This window comes from Paenibacillus periandrae (assembly GCF_022458865.1).
In the GTDB taxonomy this organism is placed as follows: domain Bacteria; phylum Bacillota; class Bacilli; order Paenibacillales; family NBRC-103111; genus Paenibacillus_S; species Paenibacillus_S periandrae.
The window spans coordinates 85447-105347 of sequence record NZ_JAJNMU010000019.1; the positions used below are offsets into that span (position 1 = coordinate 85447).

Consider the following 19901-nt stretch of genomic DNA (forward strand, 5'->3'; position numbering starts at 1 on the left):
AAACAGGGGGTCATATTATTGAAAAAGCAAACATTAGGTGGACTGTTGGCACTAAGCATGGCAATAATTCCGGCACTTGCTGCTTGTTCTCAGGAGCAGAAGCCTGCTGACAAGACAGCAGGAGCCGGAGCAGCGCCGGCAGCGCAGATGGAAGCCAAGAAGCCGGTTTCCTTCACACTGGCGTACGCCGCAGGAGATCCTGCCCATAAGCAGGGCGTTGTGGACACCATTGCCGCCTTTAACAAAGCGAATCCAAATATCAAGATTGTTGATGTATCAAATAACTCATCGGCGACTTATCTGGAGTATTTGAAAACCAAGGATGCTGTTGGCGAGTTTCCGGATTTTGTGGAGATGCGTGATACCCAATTATATGCGGATGCAGGCAAGCTGGCTGAGCTGCCAGCCGACCTCAAGGATTTGTTCAAGCTCACCGCACAGGTGAATGGCAAATTCTACACCGCGCCGATTGCAGGCTCTGCCCCGCAGGGCATTATTTACAACAAGAAAATGTATAAGGATGCCGGTATCACACAGGAGCCCAAGACATATGCCGAATTTCTGGAAATTTGCGAAAAGCTGAAAGCCAAAGGGATTGCACCGCTGGTCGTTGGCGGCAAGGACATCTGGCATATGGGTTTTCTGATCAATAAGTTTCTGATCGATGATGTGTTCATCAAGGACCCGAACTGGAACGCCAAGCGCAATAAAGGAGAGGTCAGCTTCACGGATGCAGGACCTACCAAAGCAATGAAGGACTTCACGCAGCTGTTCGAAAAAGGCTATGTGGAAAAAGGCTTCCTGAGCACTGCGGATAATCAGACAACGTCCCTGCTCGTTACGAATAAAGCAGCCATGCTGTATTCAGGACCTTGGATGTTCAAGCAGATTCTTGATGCCGACCCTTCCTTTGAACTGGGCTTCTATGCACTTCCCGGCACTGACGGTAAAATCAATCTGGCTACATTGCCTAACCAGCAGGGCTGGTCGATGACCACGGAAGCGGCCAAAAATCCGGAAAAAGCAGCTGCTATGAAGCAGTTCATTCAGTTCTTCTTCGCCAAGGAGCAGTACGCTCATTATCTGGAGCTTGTTAGCGGCATCCCGACTACCAAGGAAAACATTACTTATAAAGCCATAGAGCCGCTGCAAACCGTTTTGAAGGTTGTGAGTGACCCGAATACCGGGCATTCGATGCAAATTAACGGCTTCTGGGGAGACAATACGATGCCGGCTTCCTTCCGCAACTGGTTCTACAAGCTGTCACAAGACTGGGCAAGCGGTAAATTAACGGTGGAAGAGGCTATGAAGAAGTCTGATGAAGAGTGGAACACCGAGGTTAAAGCACTGAAAAAATAAAGCATAATTGGACCCCCGCAAGGGGGTTCCGTTGTATAAAGGAGTAGAGCTTATGTCTGCTGCACTGTCAACTAAACCAAGAAAATTCCGAATCTCGTATTCGCTCATATTCATACTGCCTGCATTTATCTTTTATGTGCTGTTCGTTGTGGTTCCGACGCTCAGCAGCGTTTACCTCAGCCTCACCTCCTGGGATGGCGTCAGTCCCGATATCCGGTTCATTGGTCTGGATAATTTCGTGGAGCTGTGGAAGAGTGAGCGGGTTCATAATGCGTTGAAGAATACCTTGTTGCTATCGGTAGCTCTGGTCATTCTGGAAAATGCCGCAGCGATCGTACTCGCCATGCTGGTTGATCAGGTTCGTTGGTTTCGTAATTTTTTTCGCAGTGCCTTTTACTTGCCGGTGCTGTTAAGCGGTGTGGTCATGAGCTTTATATGGACTGTCATCTACAATTATAATTTCGGTGTGCTGAATCAACTGTTCGACAGCTGGGGACTGGCAGCATTAAAAATAGATTGGCTCGGCGATACCCGTTATACGATGATTGCGATCATTGTCTCGATTGTATGGAAGTCAGCCGGCTATTATATGATCATTTATTTGGCCGCGCTGCAAAGCGTACCACAGGAACTGATAGAGGCTGCCCGGATCGATGGAGCTAACCGCTGGCAGCAGTTCTGTCATATTACTTTCCCGTTGTTGGCTGGAGCCGTGACGGTATGTATGACATTATCGATGATTAATTCATTGAAGGTGTTCGATCAGATTGCGGTTATGACGGACGGAGGCCCAGGCTTCGCAACAGAAACCTTAACCTATATCGTTTACAAGGTTGGATTCGGGGAAATGCGTCAAGGCTATGGAACTGCCCTTGCACTGGCTTTATTCGGATTGATTCTGGTCGTGTCATTGATTCAGGTGGCCCTGCTGCGTAAAAGAGAGGTGCAGTTGTAATGCGCAAACAACAGCTGATTTTTGAACTGCTGCTTCTGGCTGTAACGATCATTTTGGCTGTAATATTTTTGTTTCCATTTTATTTCAGTCTGATTTCTGCTTTCAAAAGCAACGGGCAAATTTTGCGGGATGCGGTTTCATTTCCGAAAACCTTTTATTTGGAGAGCTTCAAGTTCCTGTGGGCCAAAACGGACTTTCCAACGGCTACGATGAACTCGGCGATTTTGACGATAGGTGGTACCGTGATGATGATCGTGGTCATTCCAATGGCAGCTTATGCGTTGGAAAGAACGAACAAGGCTTGGACAAGCTGGATGTATGGCTTTTTTCTAGCTGGTATTATGATCCCGTTTCAGGTGTATATGATTCCCTTATTCAAGGAGTTAAAGCTGTTAGGTCTGTATGGCTCGCTGCTGGGACCGATTGTCATTTATGTAGCGGGCTCGGTAAGCTTTGGGGTGCTGCTCTATACGAGCTTTCTCAAGGGCATTCCACGTGAGATTGAGGAAGCGGCAGAAATCGACGGCTGCACCAAGTACGGCATCTTTTGGAAAATCGTCTTTCCACTGCTTGGGCCTTGTACGGTCAGCATGGTCGTGTTGAATGGGTTGGGGATCTGGAACGATTTTCTGATGCCGATGCTCGTATTGCCTTCAGACCAGCCGAAGACGGTAACGGTGGAAATCTTCACTTATGTAGGCGAATTTTCGACTCGGTGGGATATGGTATTTGCCGGAACGATCATTTCCATGATCCCGGTGCTGGCAGCGTTTCTGTTCTTGCAGCAGTACTTTGTCAAAGGCATCGCATCAGGAGCTACCAAAGGCTGAGCAGCATAGATAAGCATGAATTAGATAAAAAAGAACCTTCAGCCTGTCACAATAGTGGGTCTGAAGGTTCTTCTTTTGCATTATTCAAGCATTGTCTCATCATCGGCTACAACTTGAATCCAATTCTCCGACCATATTTCGATTTCTTTGATCAACGGGGCTAAAGCATGTCCCTTGTCTGTTAATGAATATTGGATGCGTACAGGGGTTTCCGGAAACACTTCTCTCAGGACGATCCCCTCCTGCTCTAATTCTTTAAGACGTTCTGACAGCAGTCTACCGCTAACAGGAAGCGCAGTCTCTAGGGAGTGAAATCGCTGGGTGCCGCTCATCAATTGATAAATAATGAGGATTGACCAGCGTTTGCTTAACAACTGCATTCCTTTTTCGACTCTCGGACATAATGAAAATGGAATCACAGGCGTATTCATAGGTATGATCACCTCGCATTGTTGTAGATTTTCTTTTATTATATACTATTTATTATTAAGTTACAAAAAGTAAATATTAAACTTGACATTAAAAAGTTATAATTGTATATTTAGTTACGAAAAGTAACTTATATGCGTGATTCTATTCTTAAAGGGGAGCTGCACAATGAAAGATTCCATTCATCCTAATACGGTACTCGGCGAGGTTCATTTAAAGGTTAGCAATCTGGCAAGCTCTATTCAGTTTTATAAGGAAGTTGTCGGTTTACAGGTATTGGATCAAACGGCTGACCGTGCAAGATTTACTGTAGATGGGCATCAGGTCTTGTTAGCGATTCAAGAAGTAACAGGCGCTATAGTACCGCGCAGATCCTCGGCAGGTCTGTATCATTTTGCAATTCTCGTTCCGGATCGTAAGACTCTGGGGTTATCATTAAGAAACCTGATTCAGTCCGGTATTCATATCGGGCAGGCGGATCATCTGGTGAGTGAGGCATTATATATTGCTGACCCGGATAACAACGGTATTGAAATTTACAGAGACCGTCCTCGCGAGAGCTGGAAACGTGATGCGCAGGGGAATTATAAGATGGCAACAGACCCGATTGATTGGGACGGCTTGCTTGCCGAAGCAGGTGACGAGTCTTGGACAGGGCTGCCGCCTGGCACTATTATCGGGCATATTCATCTGCATGTGAGCGATTTGCAGCAGTCGAAAGCCTTTTATATCGACGTCCTCGGGTTTACGGTCGAACTGAATGGGGCGGCCAACATGGGAGCATTATTTATAGCAGCGGGAGGTTACCACCATCATATCGGACTGAATATTTGGGCGGGTGTCGGCGCACCTCTGGCACCTGCAGAAGGGACCGGATTGGCTTACTTCACCATCGTTGTTCCGAATCAGGCCGAGCTGCAAGCTGTCATTGAGCGGGTTAACCAAGCAGGTATTGCCGTGACCGAGGCTAACGGAGCCTGGGCGCTGAAGGACCCTACCGGTATTGAAATCAGATTAGTTGTAAATAAATAAAGACAAGAAGGATGGGATCATGATGAGAATCGGAATTGTTGGGGCCAGCGGTAAAGCAGGCAGTCTTATTGCTAAAGAAGCTGTGGACAGAGGACATCAGGTAACAGCTATTGTCAGAAATGCATCAAAAATTTCCGTAGACTGACCATGTCATGGTTTTGCAAAAAGAAGTGTTCGAGCTTACTTCTGAAGATCTGTTGTCATTTGATGTCGTGGTGAATGCGTTTGGCGCACCAGCCGGGAAAGAACATCTTCATGTAGAAGCAGGCAATGTGTTAATTGAAGCTTTAAAGCAAGCACCTAACACCCGTTTGATCGTAGTAGGAGGTGCGGGAAGCTTGTTCGTTGATCCGGATAAAAAGCTGCAACTGTACAATACACCGGAGTTTCCAGCACAATATTTACCTACTGCCAGGAATCAAGGAGAAAACTTAAGAATTTTGCAGCAAACCGATTCGATTCAGTGGACATTTATTAGTCCGTCTGCTTTCTTCTCACCAGAGGGCAAACGCACAGGAGCCTATCAAAAAGGTCAGGATCACCTGCTGGTTAATTCTAAAGGAGACAGCTATATCAGCTATGCCGATTATGCGATTGCAGTTGTAGATGAAATTGAAAAGCCTCAGCATGTCAATCAGCGATTTACGGTAGTGTCCGAGGCTGAATAAGCAGGAAATTGAGTGCAATTGAATAACAGCCGCTAGGGCAAATAACCTCCTTAAATTCGTAGGAGGTTTATTTGTTGTGTATGCAAGCCCCTTACACGCGGCAAATTTCCTTAGGGCAATTTTCACATTTGCAAATATCCTGAAGATAGTGGACATCATTGATCGTGAGCGTACCGTTTTCCATTGAGATCGCTTCTTGTTTACGCAGGTCACTCAGCATCCGGTTCACACTTTCACGGGTTGCGCCTATCATTTCGGCCATTTCTGAATTGTTAATTTTTTTGGTGATCTTGATGCAATCCCCTGCAGCGACACCATAGGAATTGCTTAACCGGATGAGCAGCGAGCAGAGTGCGCCTGGTTTTCCGTACAGCATGAGATCACGGAATTTGGTTTGCGTCATCCGATGCATCATGCCCATCCACTTCATAAACTCAATGGCGAGATCACCATGCTGCCACAGCAAGGTTTCCAAATCCTTTTGCTGGATGATGCCGAACTCTGCGTCCTCCATGACCTCTGCATTAAAGGTATGCGCAGATTCCTGAAAAGGATCAATCTGTCCGAACATATCATCGGTATGATGCAGATAAAGCGTAACCTTTGTGCCAGCATCCGTAGTCTTCGTCAGCTTGACGAGACCTTTTTTAATGTAATACAGGTAATCAGCGGGGTCACCCTCCCAGAACAGCAAGGTATCTGCCTTGGCGTGCTTGGTGTACATAATGCTGTGCAGTCTCTCCATATTTTCGGGTGAAAAGAAATTGGAAATTCCCTCTTTCGTATTTCCTTCTATGGAAGCTGTTTGCATATATTCATCAATGGCCATTCCAGCCATCCCCTCTCCGTTTTGGATATTCTTATCATAGCGCGAACGCTCGTAAAAAGGCATCGGGGGATCTCCTGATTTTTGGAAAGGGGAAAATGACCTTTTACTGTGAGGAAAATCACAAGACAGCTCAGGGATAACCGTGAATGTGCTATGTTAAAGCCCAATATACCCCCATGATACTCCCTTACACGTTTTCAGGGAATTCCCTGACATACAAGGAAGGGCCACAGCGTTACAATAGAACAACACGCAGGGAATGGTATCGGACAGCACAACGAAGGACATCACTTTTAAGGGGGCGGCGGCATGGTGGAATACGAAGAGGATCCTATGAGAAGACTTATCGATCATCTGCGAATCAGCTCGTCCCATGACTTTGCAGCTTTGGCGCTCCCGCGGGAGGACGGACGAACCTATGCCTGGTATTACGCCAGCGGTAATATGAATCATCGCTATAAGGGGATGGTCGTGAAACGGGGAAAAGGGCTTCCAGGTCTAGCTTTGAGGCTTGGTGAAGCCGTTATTAGCGATTCCTCATCAAGAAATACAGGTGGAGAGAAGCTGAATTGTGCTTTAATGACTGCGGAAGGACTGCACGCTGCAGCAGCCGTACCGATAGGTCCGTTAGCAGCCCCGAACGGAATTATTATGGTAGGAGCCCGTCAAGCCCGGCTGTACACGACAACCGAGCTGCAATACCTGGATTCCTGCGCCATTGAGGTTGGTCGTGCTATTCAGCTTCACAATCATGGAGTCCCTACGGAACAGGGCGGTACTCAACAGTCATCCGCTTTTGAGACTGGACCTATTTAGAAAATGGTTGGTAGCCATAATGAGTAGGTTATTTGGTAACAGCCGGCTGAGTTCTTTTTGTAGCGGATACCCATTGAACCACCACATACACAATAAGAAACAAGATCATGAATCCTGCCGAATAACGATACATGATCGCGTAATCGGACATGGACGAGATGGCCCCGAGAATTAACGCACCTATTGCAATACCAAAGTCAGTGGTGTTATAGAACATACTGTTTGCCATTCCATACTGCTCCTTGGTTGAGGACCGGAGCATCCAGGCTTGAAGGGTTGGCTGGATCGCACCAAAGCCGAGTCCATATAATAGAGCAGACACGATGAGCATGGACATCGATGTCGTATAGGAAAGCACTGTCAAGCTTGCCACGACACTGGTAGCCGCTGGAATAAGAACAGCCGCAGGTCCTTTTCTGTCAAAAACTTTACCGGAAATAGGGCGGATCAAAATAATCGTAAAGGCATTAAACAAGAAAAACAAACCAACCTGATCGAGATGCCTCATTTCGCCGTACAAGGCAATAAAGCTAAGTAGACCGCTGTAGGTCACTGCCAGTATGACGTTCAGCAGTGAGGGAAACAACAGCTTCGTGTTAAAAGCTGGTTTGGATTGCGAGCCTTCACCTGTGGCACGATTCGTGCTGGGAGCAGGTGGAATCGCGCGGGACAGCAGAATGATCGGGAAAATCAAAATAATGGCAGCGGTGCTGATGACAGCCAACATACTGAAACCATAATGCTTCATCACATTTAATCCAATCATCGGTCCTATCGACATGGCGAGGCTGGTAGAAAGGCCAAAATAGCCGATACCTTCTCCGATTCTTTTCGATGGAATAATTTGCGATACTAATGTAGGGATAATCGTGCTCACTATCCCGAAACCGATGCCGAAGCCTACGCGCATAACAAGCATCGAACCTATAGAGCCAGCCCATATCGTAATGCCGGTCATCACGGAAGCAATGGCCAGTCCGGCAAACAAAATCACATTACGATGTATCCTGCGCATTAATACCGCACTCAAAAAGCGCGACAGGATGGCAGTTATCGCAAACACGCTGGTCACAAGGCTGACGGATAGGTCGCCTACATGAAATTCATTTTTGACATACGCGGGGAAAGAAGAAAGCATCATTTGCAGATTTAAAAATAATAGCAACGAGCAGATGGTTAAAGAAATAAACGATTTTGTCCATAATTTTTGTGGTTGAACAGGATTCGGCATAGCGGTGGCGCCTACTTTCTTTCTGTTAATTCGTTTGCGTGATTGTTAATTCGAAGAAGAAGCTCAATAAGCAGATCATATTCGTCATCCGATACACATTGCTTGACATCCTCAGAGACTTTATGCTCGATCGGGGTCGTCTTCAGGATCACCGATTTGCCTTTATCCGTGATATGAACGAGAAACGAGCGTCGATCGTTTTCGCCGATTTTCTTATAGATCAAGCCCTTGCCCTCCAAATGATCGAGAATGCGGGTTGTCGTCGGTTTATCTTTTCCTGAAAGCATGGCAATATCCTTTTGGATCATGCCGTTAGTTTTGTCGATCTGGTACAATACAGACCATTGCTCAGGCGTAATGTCATACTCTTTTAGTCTGTGCTGCAGGAGATTCGTTAATTTACGATAGGTCATGCCCATGATGAAGCCGACTGAACGATCTAAACCGTTATAGTTAGTTGTCATTGTAATCCTTCCTTTTCTGTTGTAATCGCCATATAGTTGTTTAAACAATTATATTTAAGGCAACTAATATTGTCAATGCATTACGCACAGTGCCTGCCCGATAAATAATAAATTGTTGCTGGAGCTGGCTGCATCGTTGTAGGGGTTCGTTTTTTTTGTTACGATAATTAAAGGAAGAAGTTTGCTACGCAAACTCTAAGGATGAAGCTTACGAAGAAAGTTTGCTTCGCAAACTCAGGGATGAAGCTTACGAAGTAAGTTTGCTCTGCAAACTCTAAGGAGGATAACATGATCAAGCTATGTATTGTCGATGACCATGCGGTCGTTCGTTCCGGACTCATGATGCTCTTGAATACCAAGGAAGATATGGAGGTCATCGGGGAAGCGTCCGAAGGGAATGAGGCTATTGAATTGGCATTGAGCTTGCGTCCGGATGTCGTGCTGATGGATTTAAGTATGCCTCACGGCAAGGACGGGCTAACGGCAGCCAAGGAATTGAAGCAGGTGTTACCTGACATAGCTGTTCTTATATTGACGATGCATGATGATGACGAATATTTATTCCGGGCGATTCATGCCGGAGCTTCAGGATATATTCTCAAAACAGCCCCACACGACGAGCTGTTAACGGCAATCCGTTCGGTTGCCGCGGGTAACGCGTATTTATATCCGACAGCAACCAAGCGATTAATGATTGAATATGTAGATCGACTTCGTGATGGAGATGGCAGCAGTATGGAGACACTCTCGGAGCGTGAAACGGAAGTGGTATCTCTGGTCGCCAAGGGCTACAGTAACAAGGAAGTGGCGGAGCAGCTTGTGATCAGTGTGAAAACCGTTGAATCGCATAAAGCGAACGTGATGGAAAAGCTCGGTCTCAAGACAAGGCCGGAGCTTGTTAAATATGCAATGAAAAAGGGGCTGCTGAATTTTGAATAACAAGCCTGATCCCGGTTATCCGGAACAAGGAAATACGCCCAACATGATGGAGCTGCATACGGATGCTTTGAAACAGCTGGCTGATCTAAAATTTGCTCTGGATGAATCGTCGATTGTAGCCATGACAGACGACAAGGGTATTATTCGCTATGTGAACGATAAATTTTGTAAGATTTCCAAATATGATCGGGAAGAACTGATTGGGCGGGATCATCGGATTATCAACTCAGGTTATCATGATAAAGCTTTTATGAATGATTTATGGGGTACGATAACTGCAGGTAGGGTCTGGCGCGGCGACATCAAGAATCGGTCCAAGGATGGCAGCTTTTATTGGGTAAATACGACGATTGTTCCTTTTATCGGCGAGCAGGGGAAGCCTTATCAGTATTGGGCGATTCGTAATGAAGTGACCGAGCTGAAGCGGGTGCAGGAAGAATTGCAGCAGATGATGAAGCAGGTTATGCACATACAGGAGGAGGAACGGCGGCGGTTTTCCCGAGAGCTTCATGATGGTATCGGTCAAAGCTTGTTTTCGCTGATCATTCAGATGGATCGGTTGATTGGGGAGGATGTTCATTCCGATCTGGGAGCCATTCGCACGCATGTCTCGCATATTATTGAGGACGTACGTGAACTGGCCTGGGAATTGAGACCCTCGGTACTGGATGATCTCGGCGTCGTGCCGGCGATTCGCACGTATATCGATAATTTTTCCGAGCATTATGGAATCAAGGTCAGCTTTGACACCAATCTGCGCAAAAGGCTGGGAGCGCCGGAAGAAACGACTATTTATCGAACTATACAAGAGGCCTTGACCAATGTAGGAAAATATGCGGATGTCGATGAGGTCAGGGTCAGTCTGCAGGTGCTTGTTGACAACAGCTTAAGAGTTGAAATCGTCGATGCAGGGAAAGGTTTTGTGCGCGAGGTGGTGACCCGAGGTGTCGGTTTATTTAGTATGGAAGAACGTGCCCGTGCTGTAGGAGGTCAGTTAACAATTCATTCGGAACCCGGAGAGGGGACTCGTGTACTATTGGTAGTCCCGTATCCGTGAAGTGGGTTCAGTTAAGTGATGGGATCATGAGATTAGCCAAAGCCAACCATACAGCCCGATTAACGTAATCAAAAGTGTAGGAATCGTAAGGATAACACCGATTTTAAAATAGTAGCCCCATGTGATGGTAACACCTTTTCGAGCCAGCACATGCAGCCATAGGAGCGTAGCCAATGAACCGATGGGAGTAATTTTGGGGCCCAGATCGGAACCGATCACATTGGCATAAATTAAAGCTTCGCGCGTAACCCCTCCTGTGTTCGTACCTTTAATTGCCAGCGCATCAATCATCACTGTCGGCAGGTTGTTCATCACAGATGACAGCAGGGCCGCAATAAATCCCATACCCAGTGTAGCCGTAAGCAACCCTTGATCCGCAATCGCCTGGATGAGTGCTCCCAATTGATCTGTGAGACCTGCGTTACGCAGACCATAGACGACAACATACATCCCGATGGAGAATACAACGACAGACCATGGAGCCTGATGAATGACCCGCTTGGTGTCAATCGCCGGACTTCGATGAGCAGCAATAACAAATGAAACAGCGGCAATGCCGGCAATGATCGAGACGGGCACATGGAGAAATTCACTGAGCAGATAACCGAACAGAAGCACCGCCAGAATGATCCAGGATATACGAAACAGGCGGATATCTTTGATTGCTTCACGGGGTTGCTTCAGCTGTTGTGCATCGTAATGCTTGGGAATACCTTTGCGAAATACCAGGTATAGCACAAGTGTACTCGCAGTTAGAGAAAAGAAATTAGGAACGATCATCCGGCTTGCATACTCCACAAAGCCAATGCCAAAATAATCAGCCGAGACGATATTCACCAGATTGCTTACGACCAGAGGCAATGAGGTAGTGTCTGCGATAAAGCCGCTGGCCATAATGAACGGCAGAATCTTCCGGTCCTCGAATTTCAGCGCCCGGACCATGGCAAGCACGATAGGGGTCAGGATCAGTGCGGCCCCATCATTAGCGAACAATGCGGATACAGCAGCCCCGAGCAAAACCACATACACGAACATGACCATACCGTTCCCTTTGGCCATCCTCACGACATGCAGCGCTGCCCATTCGAAGAAACCAATCTCATCAAGAATAATAGAAAAGAGAATAATTCCGACAAATGCGAGCGTAGCATTCCACACGATTAGCGTTACATCCCTCACGTCCATGAAGCTGACGACTCCGCACAGCAGCGCAAGGACCGCTCCTCCTACGGCAGACCACCCGATGCTTAGCCCCTTAGGCTGCCAGATGACAAAAACCAGGGTGACCACAAAAATAAGAAAAGCTATGTAAGCCATACCAACCTCCTGAGCTTAAGTGCAGCACTCGTTATCTTCACATCCCAGCGGCTTAAGCTGTTCTTTCTGTGAAGGGATATGCTTAAGAATTTCGGACACATAAGGCTTGTCTTGAACATATAACGAATAGTAAACCCATTGGCCTTTTTTCGTCTCCTTGACGAGACCGCCATCTTTTAATTTGCGCATATGCTGACTGATGTTGGGCTGGCTGGTTTGCAAAAATTCGACAATTTCACATACACATAATTCCCTTTCCTTCAGCAAGGCGATGATCGTTAATCGGTTCTTATCTCCCAGCAGCTTTAAAACGTCTGCTATTTCTTGAATTTGACTCATATGTGCTCCTTTCCAGCAATAATCATTTATCATTTTCGCATATTCAACTTATATTGTAAATCATTATATAATTATTTGATTATATAATATATTTCTTATATCACTGTGATCTATTTAACAGCGTTGGTTACCTCGGAGTAGTAAATTATAGCCATGGAGAACAAATAAACCTAAGCAGTGAATCAAGTATCAGCAGAATGTCATTCACTACCAATTAGGAGATGGTTAAGATGATGAAATGGATGAGGGAAAATGTATACGCGGCAGGAATTTTATGTTTGCTTCGGATTTACCTGGGCTGGGAATGGGCGACAGCAGGTTTGCATAAGCTGACAGGCAGGTTTGACGCTACCGGATTTATCAAAGGGGCTGTGACCAAGCCAGTCATCGATAAGGCGACCAATGAGCTGATATATCCGACCTTTACGGCATTTCTTGAGCATTTTGCACTGCCGAATGCAGCGGTATTCAATGTGGTAATCCCTATTGGGGAGCTGCTGGTCGGAGTGGGACTTATCGTCGGTGCGCTGACGACTGCAGCTGCATTTTTCGGGCTGCTCATGAACTTTATGTTTATGTTTGCAGGAACGGTTAGCACCAACCCGTGGTTAATCCTGCTCGGTGGGATTATTTTTATGGCTGGCACGAATGCAGGGCGGTTCGGTATTGACCATTATCTGGCACCAATGGCCCGTAAGCTCATCGACAAATACAAAAAAGACAGACCAGTTCATCCAACAGCCGGGAGAACGCACAAACGAGCGCATGCTTAACTGCTCATGGTTGAATGGACACATATAAGAGCTGGAGTACAGTCGAGCTTGGCTGTGCTTCCAGTCTCTTTGTATAAACGGGCCACCTTCGAAAGGAGAGGATGGATATGCTGTCAGGAATTATTTTGGCAGGCGGAGACAGCTTGCGTATGAACGGTGAAAATAAAAGCTTGCTCAGCCTGGACAATGAAACCTTGGTTCTGCGCCAGATCCGAATTATGCGGGAGCTGTGCAGTGAGGTCATTATTGTGACCAACACGCCAAAGCTATTCCTGCGGTTGGTGGATACCTCGGTGAGAATCATAACGGATTATATACCGGGAAAAGGACCTTTAAGCGGAATGCATGCTGGTCTTACCTTATCCCGCAACCGAAGCGCATGGGTAGTTGGCTGCGACATGCCATTTCTATCGCCCGCTGCGGCTGAGCTGATGCTGCGCAAAAAAAGGAGTGGCCTGGACGCAATCATCCCCTGGCTTCAAGGTGTCATGCATCCTCTGCATGCTGTTTATGACAGGGACTGTGCGGGACACATTTGGACATTATTGAAACACCAGGATACAGAATTATCCTCTCTGAGGAAGGGTTTATTATGGCAGGAAGCAGTGGAGTCCGAGTTTCAATCAGCTGGCATCGATTGCAGCTTTGTCAACACGATTAAGACAAGGGATGATTACTTTCTTGCGCAACAGTATCTGGAGAAGACTAAGGTGCGGTCCGGATAAATATACATGTTAGTAAAAGTGAAAGCGAATTTTCATGACCACGCTTACGATGCTGGTTTTACTAAAGTGAAACCCAAAGATTATGCTTACGATGCTGGTTTTCGCTAAAGCAAAAACCTTAGGAGGAATCAACAATGAACATGTATCAAAAGCCGCGAGTAGAGATGACTAAGGCACCGATGACAGCCATATCAGAAGGACTGGAGCGCTTGAAGCAAGAGCATGGGGAGCTCAAGCAGGTTTTAATGGAAATGGAAAAACAAGCGAAGCAGGTTGAGTCCGCACCAGAGAGCTTGGGAGCGCTGCAGTCGCTGCTGAATCTAAGACTATGGGCACTTGCATTTCAGGAAGAGCTTGAACGGCATTCCAATTGGGAGGAGCAAGAATTGTTTCCCTTCCTGAGCACTTATATAGAGCGGAAAATGGCTCCTTCCATACTGCCTTCCTTCTGGTCGCTAGAGAAAGATCATGAGCTGGCTGATGAGCATATGCAGGCCTTTCTGAGATCGGTTCATTTGTTAAAAGCAAATCCGGGTGCTATGGGCTACAATCAGGCCGCTGCCTATCTGGTTCAAGCTTGTCATATTTTACAGGAGCATTTGGCTAAGGAAGAGCAGCTTGTTTTCCCTTTGACCCAACAGGTTTTGGATGATATCAATGGAGCAGCAGCCGGCCTTTAATTGCTAATTAAATGGTAAAAGTTTGTCGAAAAACAAAATAAACATGTAATTAATTGGATAATAATTCAAATTGATCGGTTTGAAAATTTGAAATTTGGGTAGAGGGTGTGCTACTCTGTTAAAAAAAGGCCGAATCCAGTTCATCACAAGAGCTGGTACGGGGGATTCTTTACATGGGGTGAATGTTCTGTCTTGAACTAGGGAAAACCTCTTCCCGAATCCGTCAACTAACCTCGAAGGCCGCAGGAGGAACAACTTGATATTATTACGGAAGAAGTTTATTTGGTTTTGTGCTTTTTTTGCGTTTGGTTTGTTGGCTGTTATGCAGGCAGGAACTGCTCAGGCAGCGTCAGATGAAGTCAGGATACAAATTAACGATTACCTGGTGACCTTCCCAGACGCCAAGCCCTACATCGATAGCAGCAATAATTTGCAGGTGCCTCTAAGAGTACTGATTGAACAATTAGGGTATCAGATGGAATGGAGCAAGAATGAACAGGCGATACAGGTTACGCTAAGCAGCAAGCAGCAGAAGGTCGTATTTCAAACGGGAGACCGTCAAGCGCTTGTGAATGAAAAGGCCGTTACGTTGGAATCACCCCCGCTGTTGTCTCAGCAAACGGTGTATGTTCCCCTCCGATTCGTATCGGATACGTTTGGTTATCAAATTCAATGGGATGCGGTCAATAAGCTTGCGATCATAGATGCGGATGGTCAGTACCATGCTCCGGTCTGGTACGCCCCTAAGCCCAAGGCATCGATTTTGCAATCAGCATATAACTATTTGGGTGTTCCTTATGTGTGGGGAGGCAGCACGCCGAATGGATTTGATTGCTCAGGATATGTAGGATATATTTTTCAATTAAGCGGAGTTCAGTTACCCCGAACATCGGCAGAAATGTACAGCTCGGCAGGTACTCGGGTTATGGATATTCAAGAAGGTGACCTGGTGTTTTTTGCTGAAGGCCGAAGAACCTCCCATGTCGGCATTTATATTGGCAATGACCAATTCATCTCGGCCACTACCTATGGTGGTGTCACGGTAGCCAGCTTGAACAGCGGTTACTGGGGTTCCAGATACATAGGGGCAAAGCGGCTGTAGAAGAGGCTGCAATCATATCGTATTATTCAGACCTGCCGAAAGGCGGGTCTTTGGTGTTAATATCAGGATACATGGCTTTCAGCGGAGCTGAATACTGTAAGGAGAAAATAAAGTTTATTCTTTAAAATAGGGCGTAATCCCTCTTGAATACAGGTTCTCCACTAACTTGAAAAATTCTTCTGACGATAAATCCTGTTGACGCTGGAGCCAAAGACGAAATAAAGAAAGGGAAGTTGTCAGGTAAAACTCAATTAAGTATGGCGTTAAGGAATGGTTTTGCGGAACGTTTAATTCTAATTGATCCAAAGTGATTTCTTTTTTTAAGCGTTTTAAAAAACGGGCACTTCCATAATCACCCAAAAGGGCATTAAGAACCAGGAGATGTTCTCTTTTGTCCAGACAATAGAGCGTATCTTGAACCGTATGCATCGATAGCTCTTTATTCGCCAATTCTTTTTTCATGTCATTCAATAAGTCATTTTCAACAGAGTCTAACAATTCGTAAATGTCAGTAAAGTATTGATAAAAGGTGCTGCGGTTATATCCTGACTTATTCGCAATTTCCTGAACCGAAATTTTCTCAATCGGCTTTTGGCTATATAACTCACAAAAAACTTCTACAAACTTTTGTCTTGTTTTCTCCGTAATTTGGGGTTGCTTTTTCATGTTTCCCTCCTACTAGCGAATAAGAATATCATCCGACAAATACTAAAATACTGATGGTTGATCAAGGAATAATGAAGATTTATAATCACATCATACAACATGTTGTTTGATAATCAAAAATGACGTTAGCCTGTTTGCACATTCTAATAGATTTAAATCATTAAGAGAAAATGGCCTGCAATATAAAGAAAAAGGTACAGTTAGATCGATACAAGTGAATGTCATTGATACGCTCGAAAATGACGATGTATACGATTTTATTTTCGTTACCGTTCGTTATGATCGGTCCGAATCAGCGTTGTTAGCGCTAAAAGATAATCAGAGCAAAAATATAGTTACGATGACTAGTAATTCAATTGGATTTTCTTCGTGGCTTATCGTAGGTGATAGACTTTTATCAGCTTTTCCCGGCTTCGGCGGACAGATTAAAGATGGAGTATTGCATGCTCGATTTCTACCAAAGATTATAGCGGCAACTGCATTTGGAGAAATTAATGGTGTAGTGACAGAACGCATAGAAAACCTCGCAAAATTATTTAAAACAGCAAAGCTTCCCTACGTTATTAAAAAGGATATGCAAGCGTATCTAATCACACATTCCGTATCAGACATTGCCATGTTGAGCGTTTTGCATTCTGAGAATAAGATAATTGACAAAAAAACAGTCAGAACCAGAAAGAGGCACGAAAAATAACAGTCACTTTAAAAGCGTATCTAAGGGCAATACAAAAAGCTGGCGTTTCAATTGATCCACCAATGCTTAAACTGGTGCTTAAATTCCCAAACTTATTTTTGGACCTTTTCTTTATGACATGGCTACGAACAAAAATGGTTAGGGATATGATGTTGCCGGATTATGCGAATAATGCTTACAATGAGATTGTGCAGCTGAGTAATGATTTAATGAAATTTTTAAGTCAAAATGATATCAAATCGGAAATATTATTAAATCCTTCAATTGGGAATAGGCAACGATTCAGTTGGTTGTTAGTCTGAATGTAAAAGAGGCGAGCACGTTGTTCAATAAACTGCAAGGGAACGCCCGCGGATGTATGATTTATGAGCCGATGTTTATTATTCCCTATAGCCTGTATCTCACCTATGCTTCCATCTACATGCTGGAGCTTGGACTTACAGAGACCCAAATCGGGCTCGTGACTTCACTGGGGCTGGTGCTGCAAATATTCACTTCATTAATCAGCGGCTATTTAACGGATCGCATGGGACGCAGGCGCGCATTATTGATCTATGATTTGGTTAGCTGGAGTGTGGCTACGCTGCTGTGGATGACTGCCCACAACGTCTGGTTTTTTGTGATAGCCGCAGCGTTCAACAGCTTTCAAAAGGTACCCAATACCGCGTGGTATTGTCTGCTCGTTGAAGGAACGCATCCCAAGGATCGTGCTTATATTTTCTCAACGCTGCAATTTATTAGTGTGGCAAGTGGGCTATTCGCACCGCTGGGAGGACTTCTGGTAGAGCGTTACACGTTGGTTTCTGCCGAGCGAATGATGTATGGATTAGCCTTTGTCAGTATGACAGCGATGTTCTTTTGCCGTCATTTTGCGACCTATGAGACCGAAATCGGGATCAGGAAAATGAAGGAGCATGCTTCTTTTCAATGGAAAGCGCTTTTACAGGAGTACATTGGTGTATTGAGGGCGATCGTCACCAACAAGCCGCTGCTGCTTGTATTCGGTATTTACGTGCTGTATCAATTTCAGCTGACGATGCGCAACACGTATTTATCGATTTATCTGGTGCAATCACTGGAATTCGATGCGGTGTGGATCGCCTGGCTGCCTGCTGTGACATCTGTAGCGACGCTGCTGCTGCTGTTCTTCTATATTCCGAGATTGAATCGGGATCGCATGAATGCGTATATGCTGGTCGGTCTGTTCATTTGTACAGCCGCCTATCTTATACAGATTGCGACGCCGCCCGGCGCAGTCATGCCGATCCTGTTCAGCACGGTGCTCACGGCAGCAGGCAGTATTATTGTGTACCCGAACTTGGAGGCAGCTGTACAGAATGCAATTGATGATGATAAGCGAGCGAGTATTTTTTCGATTTTATCCGTACTGATTCTGATCTTTATTTCACCCGCAGGTTTGATCGGCGGCTGGACCTATTCGATTGATCCGAGGCTTCCTTTTATCCTTATTATCGCCGCATTTATATGGAGTGCCGTCCTGATGCTGCTGTATATTGGGCGAACCGGGAAATCCGCCAACATAGACAACATAGGAAAAGAAGGATAAGCAGGAAATGTGTCAATTAATGCCGAATATCTTGTGGACAGCAAATAAAAGATTTTGATTGATCTGGCGAGTATTGTATACTTGTTGGTAACATGACACGGGGGTTGAACTTACAATGAGTCAAGACGTCAACGGCTTGGGCCGTCATTATTTACAAGCAGAGTCTTATGGTGCTTCTGCATTCTGTTTTTATCGAGCCATTCTTGAGGATCCTAACAATGGCAGCGCCTGGAATGGACTTGTGCTTTCACTCAGCTTAATGCGTCGGGAAAATGATGCGCAGACGATTTTGGCCCGATTTGCCCGGCACCCATTGCCTTATGACAAGGATATGGTTACCTTTGCCTTGATGATGTATCAGCAAAGCCCATTGGCGATGTCGGAGTGGGTACGCGCGATGTCAGTAAGGTTTGGCGTCAATGCTCAGGAGCGGGAAGCTTTTACACAAATGGCTGATGATTTGGAGCTTAATTACACTGATTTGGTATCACGCCATGGGGAAGAGGTATTAAAGGAGCAGGGTATGTTCAGCCTGGAAGAGTTTGCGGACCGCAGAATCGAGCTGGACTGGTTGATGTCAGAGCCGATTGATACGGTATACGGAGTGATTCAAACATGGCTGGAAGACCCGGAATCGGTGTTATCCGCGGTTAGAATGCTGTGTATGATGCCGGATGTGCGTAGTGAAAAGCTGCTGCGCAGAGTATGCCGTAATGAAGAAGTGGATGGCAAAACAAGAACCCATGCGCTGCTCGCACTTCGGTGGCTCGGTGTACGAGGCAACGCTCGCATACATAAGATGGAAGAATCGTTCGTTATCAATCTTGACAATCCCGTACCTGAATTGACGGTATCAGTTCCTGCTGCCTACAAGCCTGTGCTGGACCGTATGAAGCTTTGGATTGCGAAGCAGCAGGGTGTCGTCACGGAAGAGGAGTATGAACAACACGCTTCTACAGACGAAGTGGAGCTTCCAGCCGAGCTCGCTGACAAGCTGGAGCAAGCGGACGTTCCAAGTGTGCTTCAAGAGGTCGTGCATGCCTTGATTCGATCCGCTTACGACCAATATTATCCACTCGTTCCCGGTATTCGCGGAACCCGTCAATGGAGCATAGCGCTGCTCATGCTTATGAAGGACTATGCGGTGGGTGTCATGAATGCATGGCCTTATGGCGAGATCGAAAAGGATGAGACCGCAGTATTGCATCGCAATTGGATCATCAGCGCAAGCCGTGACTTTTATGATAATATCGAAATTGCCAGAAAGCTGCGCGAAAGTCAGCTTGGATAAGCCTAGTTCAAATACCCAAAGTGGATACCGAAGAACCTTCAAACGGAAGGTTCTTTTTTTGATGCAACAAAGTCTGGAACCCCATACCCATGTCCTCCTCAACGCACCCAAGTATGGGGTTAGACAAGTATCCAGTCT

The 19901-nt window shown here is 45.8% G+C and carries 21 protein-coding genes, 1 pseudogene and 1 riboswitch; of the genes and pseudogenes, 15 read left to right on the top strand and 7 right to left on the bottom strand.

The window, feature by feature from the left end; translation table 11 throughout:
- Positions 1 to 18: 18 nt before the first annotated feature.
- The 3 genes from LRL21_RS29015 to LRL21_RS29025 are packed head-to-tail and all read left to right on the top strand — an operon-like array spanning position 19 to position 3144.
- Positions 19 to 1359, top strand: a complete 1341-nt coding sequence (locus LRL21_RS29015) for an ABC transporter substrate-binding protein (protein WP_240419261.1) — start codon at positions 19 to 21, stop codon at positions 1357 to 1359.
- A gap of 52 nt (positions 1360 to 1411) precedes the next feature.
- Positions 1412 to 2314: a carbohydrate ABC transporter permease gene (locus tag LRL21_RS29020; RefSeq protein ID WP_240419262.1), complete on the top strand. Its 903-nt coding sequence runs from the start codon at positions 1412 to 1414 to the stop codon at positions 2312 to 2314.
- Entirely contained in the window at positions 2314 to 3144 is an 831-nt protein-coding gene (locus tag LRL21_RS29025) for a carbohydrate ABC transporter permease (protein WP_240419263.1), read from the top strand. The genes LRL21_RS29020 and LRL21_RS29025 overlap by 1 nt, the downstream gene beginning before the upstream one ends.
- 80 nt (positions 3145 to 3224) lie before the next feature.
- Here the strand turns inward: LRL21_RS29025 and LRL21_RS29030 are convergent, their stop codons facing one another.
- Complete coding sequence (locus LRL21_RS29030; protein ID WP_240419264.1) at positions 3225 to 3575, bottom strand: winged helix-turn-helix transcriptional regulator; 351 nt, start codon at positions 3573 to 3575, stop codon at positions 3225 to 3227.
- 166 nt (positions 3576 to 3741) lie between these two features.
- Between LRL21_RS29030 and LRL21_RS29035 the strand changes: the two genes are divergently transcribed.
- Positions 3742 to 4605: a VOC family protein gene (locus tag LRL21_RS29035; protein ID WP_240419265.1), complete on the top strand. Its 864-nt coding sequence runs from the start codon at positions 3742 to 3744 to the stop codon at positions 4603 to 4605.
- Between the two features lie 22 nt (positions 4606 to 4627).
- A pseudogene (locus LRL21_RS29040) lies at positions 4628 to 5273 on the top strand (NAD(P)-dependent oxidoreductase).
- 91 nt (positions 5274 to 5364) lie between these two features.
- Here the strand turns inward: LRL21_RS29040 and LRL21_RS29045 are convergent.
- Positions 5365 to 6102, bottom strand: a complete 738-nt coding sequence (locus tag LRL21_RS29045) for a Crp/Fnr family transcriptional regulator (RefSeq protein WP_420832500.1) — start codon at positions 6100 to 6102, stop codon at positions 5365 to 5367.
- A gap of 309 nt (positions 6103 to 6411) precedes the next feature.
- On the opposite strand from LRL21_RS29045, the gene LRL21_RS29050 reads away from it, so the two are divergent.
- Complete coding sequence (locus tag LRL21_RS29050; RefSeq protein WP_240419266.1) at positions 6412 to 6918, top strand: GAF domain-containing protein; 507 nt, start codon at positions 6412 to 6414, stop codon at positions 6916 to 6918.
- 28 nt (positions 6919 to 6946) lie between these two features.
- Here the strand turns inward: LRL21_RS29050 and LRL21_RS29055 are convergent, their stop codons facing one another.
- Positions 6947 to 8149 (bottom strand): MFS transporter, encoded by a 1203-nt coding sequence (locus LRL21_RS29055; RefSeq protein WP_240419267.1) that lies wholly within the window; start codon positions 8147 to 8149, stop codon positions 6947 to 6949.
- 11 nt (positions 8150 to 8160) lie between these two features.
- Positions 8161 to 8613, bottom strand: coding sequence for a MarR family winged helix-turn-helix transcriptional regulator (locus LRL21_RS29060; protein ID WP_240419268.1), 453 nt, complete (start codon positions 8611 to 8613; stop codon positions 8161 to 8163).
- 288 nt (positions 8614 to 8901) lie between these two features.
- Here LRL21_RS29060 and LRL21_RS29065 point away from each other — a divergent pair, with 288 nt between their 5' ends.
- Positions 8902 to 9552 (top strand): response regulator, encoded by a 651-nt coding sequence (locus tag LRL21_RS29065; RefSeq protein WP_275900953.1) that lies wholly within the window; start codon positions 8902 to 8904, stop codon positions 9550 to 9552.
- 43 nt (positions 9553 to 9595) lie between these two features.
- Entirely contained in the window at positions 9596 to 10609 is a 1014-nt protein-coding gene (locus LRL21_RS29070) for a PAS domain-containing sensor histidine kinase (RefSeq protein ID WP_240419361.1), read from the top strand.
- 24 nt (positions 10610 to 10633) lie between these two features.
- Here LRL21_RS29070 and LRL21_RS29075 read toward each other — a convergent pair whose 3' ends face one another.
- Together LRL21_RS29075 and LRL21_RS29080 are read right to left on the bottom strand one after the other, a co-directional pair.
- Positions 10634 to 11926: an arsenic transporter gene (locus LRL21_RS29075; RefSeq protein WP_240419269.1), complete on the bottom strand. Its 1293-nt coding sequence runs from the start codon at positions 11924 to 11926 to the stop codon at positions 10634 to 10636.
- Positions 11927 to 11941: 15 nt separating this feature from the next.
- Positions 11942 to 12265 carry an ArsR/SmtB family transcription factor gene (locus tag LRL21_RS29080; protein WP_240419270.1) on the bottom strand — a complete coding sequence of 108 codons (324 nt, stop codon included), beginning with the start codon at positions 12263 to 12265 and terminating at the stop codon, positions 11942 to 11944.
- Between the two features lie 230 nt (positions 12266 to 12495).
- Here LRL21_RS29080 and LRL21_RS29085 point away from each other — a divergent pair, with 230 nt between their 5' ends.
- The 4 genes from LRL21_RS29085 (at position 12496) to LRL21_RS29100 (ending at position 15545) form a co-directional block, all read left to right on the top strand.
- Positions 12496 to 13038 (top strand): DoxX family protein, encoded by a 543-nt coding sequence (locus LRL21_RS29085; protein WP_240419271.1) that lies wholly within the window; start codon positions 12496 to 12498, stop codon positions 13036 to 13038.
- A 107-nt stretch (positions 13039 to 13145) separates the two neighbouring features.
- The gene (gene mobA / locus LRL21_RS29090) at positions 13146 to 13763 is read left to right on the top strand and encodes a molybdenum cofactor guanylyltransferase (RefSeq protein WP_240419272.1); all 618 of its coding nucleotides are present in this window, start codon (positions 13146 to 13148) and stop codon (positions 13761 to 13763) included.
- Between the two features lie 134 nt (positions 13764 to 13897).
- Positions 13898 to 14443 (top strand): hemerythrin domain-containing protein, encoded by a 546-nt coding sequence (locus tag LRL21_RS29095; RefSeq protein WP_240419273.1) that lies wholly within the window; start codon positions 13898 to 13900, stop codon positions 14441 to 14443.
- Between the two features lie 117 nt (positions 14444 to 14560).
- Positions 14561 to 14700, top strand: a riboswitch (cyclic di-AMP (ydaO/yuaA leader).
- On the top strand, positions 14700 to 15545 hold the full coding sequence (locus tag LRL21_RS29100; RefSeq protein WP_240419274.1) for a C40 family peptidase: 846 nt from the start codon (positions 14700 to 14702) through the stop codon (positions 15543 to 15545). It overlaps the preceding riboswitch by 1 nt.
- Before the next feature lie 114 nt (positions 15546 to 15659).
- On the opposite strand, the gene LRL21_RS29105 is transcribed toward LRL21_RS29100, so the two are convergent.
- The gene (locus LRL21_RS29105; protein WP_240419275.1) at positions 15660 to 16211 is read right to left on the bottom strand and encodes a TetR/AcrR family transcriptional regulator; all 552 of its coding nucleotides are present in this window, start codon (positions 16209 to 16211) and stop codon (positions 15660 to 15662) included.
- A gap of 106 nt (positions 16212 to 16317) precedes the next feature.
- Between LRL21_RS29105 and LRL21_RS29110 the strand changes: the two genes are divergently transcribed.
- The 3 genes from LRL21_RS29110 (at position 16318) to LRL21_RS29120 (ending at position 19763) form a co-directional block, all read left to right on the top strand.
- Positions 16318 to 16905 carry a ketopantoate reductase family protein gene (locus LRL21_RS29110; RefSeq protein ID WP_240419276.1) on the top strand — a complete coding sequence of 196 codons (588 nt, stop codon included), beginning with the start codon at positions 16318 to 16320 and terminating at the stop codon, positions 16903 to 16905.
- 322 nt (positions 16906 to 17227) lie between these two features.
- On the top strand, positions 17228 to 18472 hold the full coding sequence (locus LRL21_RS29115; protein ID WP_240419277.1) for an MFS transporter: 1245 nt from the start codon (positions 17228 to 17230) through the stop codon (positions 18470 to 18472).
- Positions 18473 to 18587: 115 nt separating this feature from the next.
- A complete protein-coding gene (locus tag LRL21_RS29120; RefSeq protein ID WP_240419278.1) occupies positions 18588 to 19763 on the top strand; it encodes a HEAT repeat domain-containing protein in 1176 nt (391 codons plus the stop codon).
- Positions 19764 to 19901 lie beyond the last annotated feature (138 nt).

Coding starts and splice junctions, on each gene's coding strand:
- LRL21_RS29020 (WP_240419262.1), top strand. CDS start 1,412: ATGTCTGCTGCACTGTCAACTAAACCAAGAAAATTCCGAATCTCGTAT.
- LRL21_RS29025 (WP_240419263.1), top strand. CDS start 2,314: ATGCGCAAACAACAGCTGATTTTTGAACTGCTGCTTCTGGCTGTAACG.
- LRL21_RS29030 (WP_240419264.1), bottom strand. CDS start 3,575: ATGAATACGCCTGTGATTCCATTTTCATTATGTCCGAGAGTCGAAAAA.
- LRL21_RS29035 (WP_240419265.1), top strand. CDS start 3,742: ATGAAAGATTCCATTCATCCTAATACGGTACTCGGCGAGGTTCATTTA.
- LRL21_RS29045 (WP_420832500.1), bottom strand. CDS start 6,102: ATGGCCATTGATGAATATATGCAAACAGCTTCCATAGAAGGAAATACG.
- LRL21_RS29050 (WP_240419266.1), top strand. CDS start 6,412: ATGGTGGAATACGAAGAGGATCCTATGAGAAGACTTATCGATCATCTG.
- LRL21_RS29055 (WP_240419267.1), bottom strand. CDS start 8,149: ATGCCGAATCCTGTTCAACCACAAAAATTATGGACAAAATCGTTTATT.
- LRL21_RS29060 (WP_240419268.1), bottom strand. CDS start 8,613: ATGACAACTAACTATAACGGTTTAGATCGTTCAGTCGGCTTCATCATG.
- LRL21_RS29065 (WP_275900953.1), top strand. CDS start 8,902: ATGATCAAGCTATGTATTGTCGATGACCATGCGGTCGTTCGTTCCGGA.
- LRL21_RS29070 (WP_240419361.1), top strand. CDS start 9,596: ATGATGGAGCTGCATACGGATGCTTTGAAACAGCTGGCTGATCTAAAA.
- LRL21_RS29075 (WP_240419269.1), bottom strand. CDS start 11,926: ATGGCTTACATAGCTTTTCTTATTTTTGTGGTCACCCTGGTTTTTGTC.
- LRL21_RS29080 (WP_240419270.1), bottom strand. CDS start 12,265: ATGAGTCAAATTCAAGAAATAGCAGACGTTTTAAAGCTGCTGGGAGAT.
- LRL21_RS29085 (WP_240419271.1), top strand. CDS start 12,496: ATGATGAAATGGATGAGGGAAAATGTATACGCGGCAGGAATTTTATGT.
- mobA (WP_240419272.1), top strand. CDS start 13,146: ATGCTGTCAGGAATTATTTTGGCAGGCGGAGACAGCTTGCGTATGAAC.
- LRL21_RS29095 (WP_240419273.1), top strand. CDS start 13,898: ATGAACATGTATCAAAAGCCGCGAGTAGAGATGACTAAGGCACCGATG.
- LRL21_RS29105 (WP_240419275.1), bottom strand. CDS start 16,211: ATGAAAAAGCAACCCCAAATTACGGAGAAAACAAGACAAAAGTTTGTA.
- LRL21_RS29120 (WP_240419278.1), top strand. CDS start 18,588: ATGAGTCAAGACGTCAACGGCTTGGGCCGTCATTATTTACAAGCAGAG.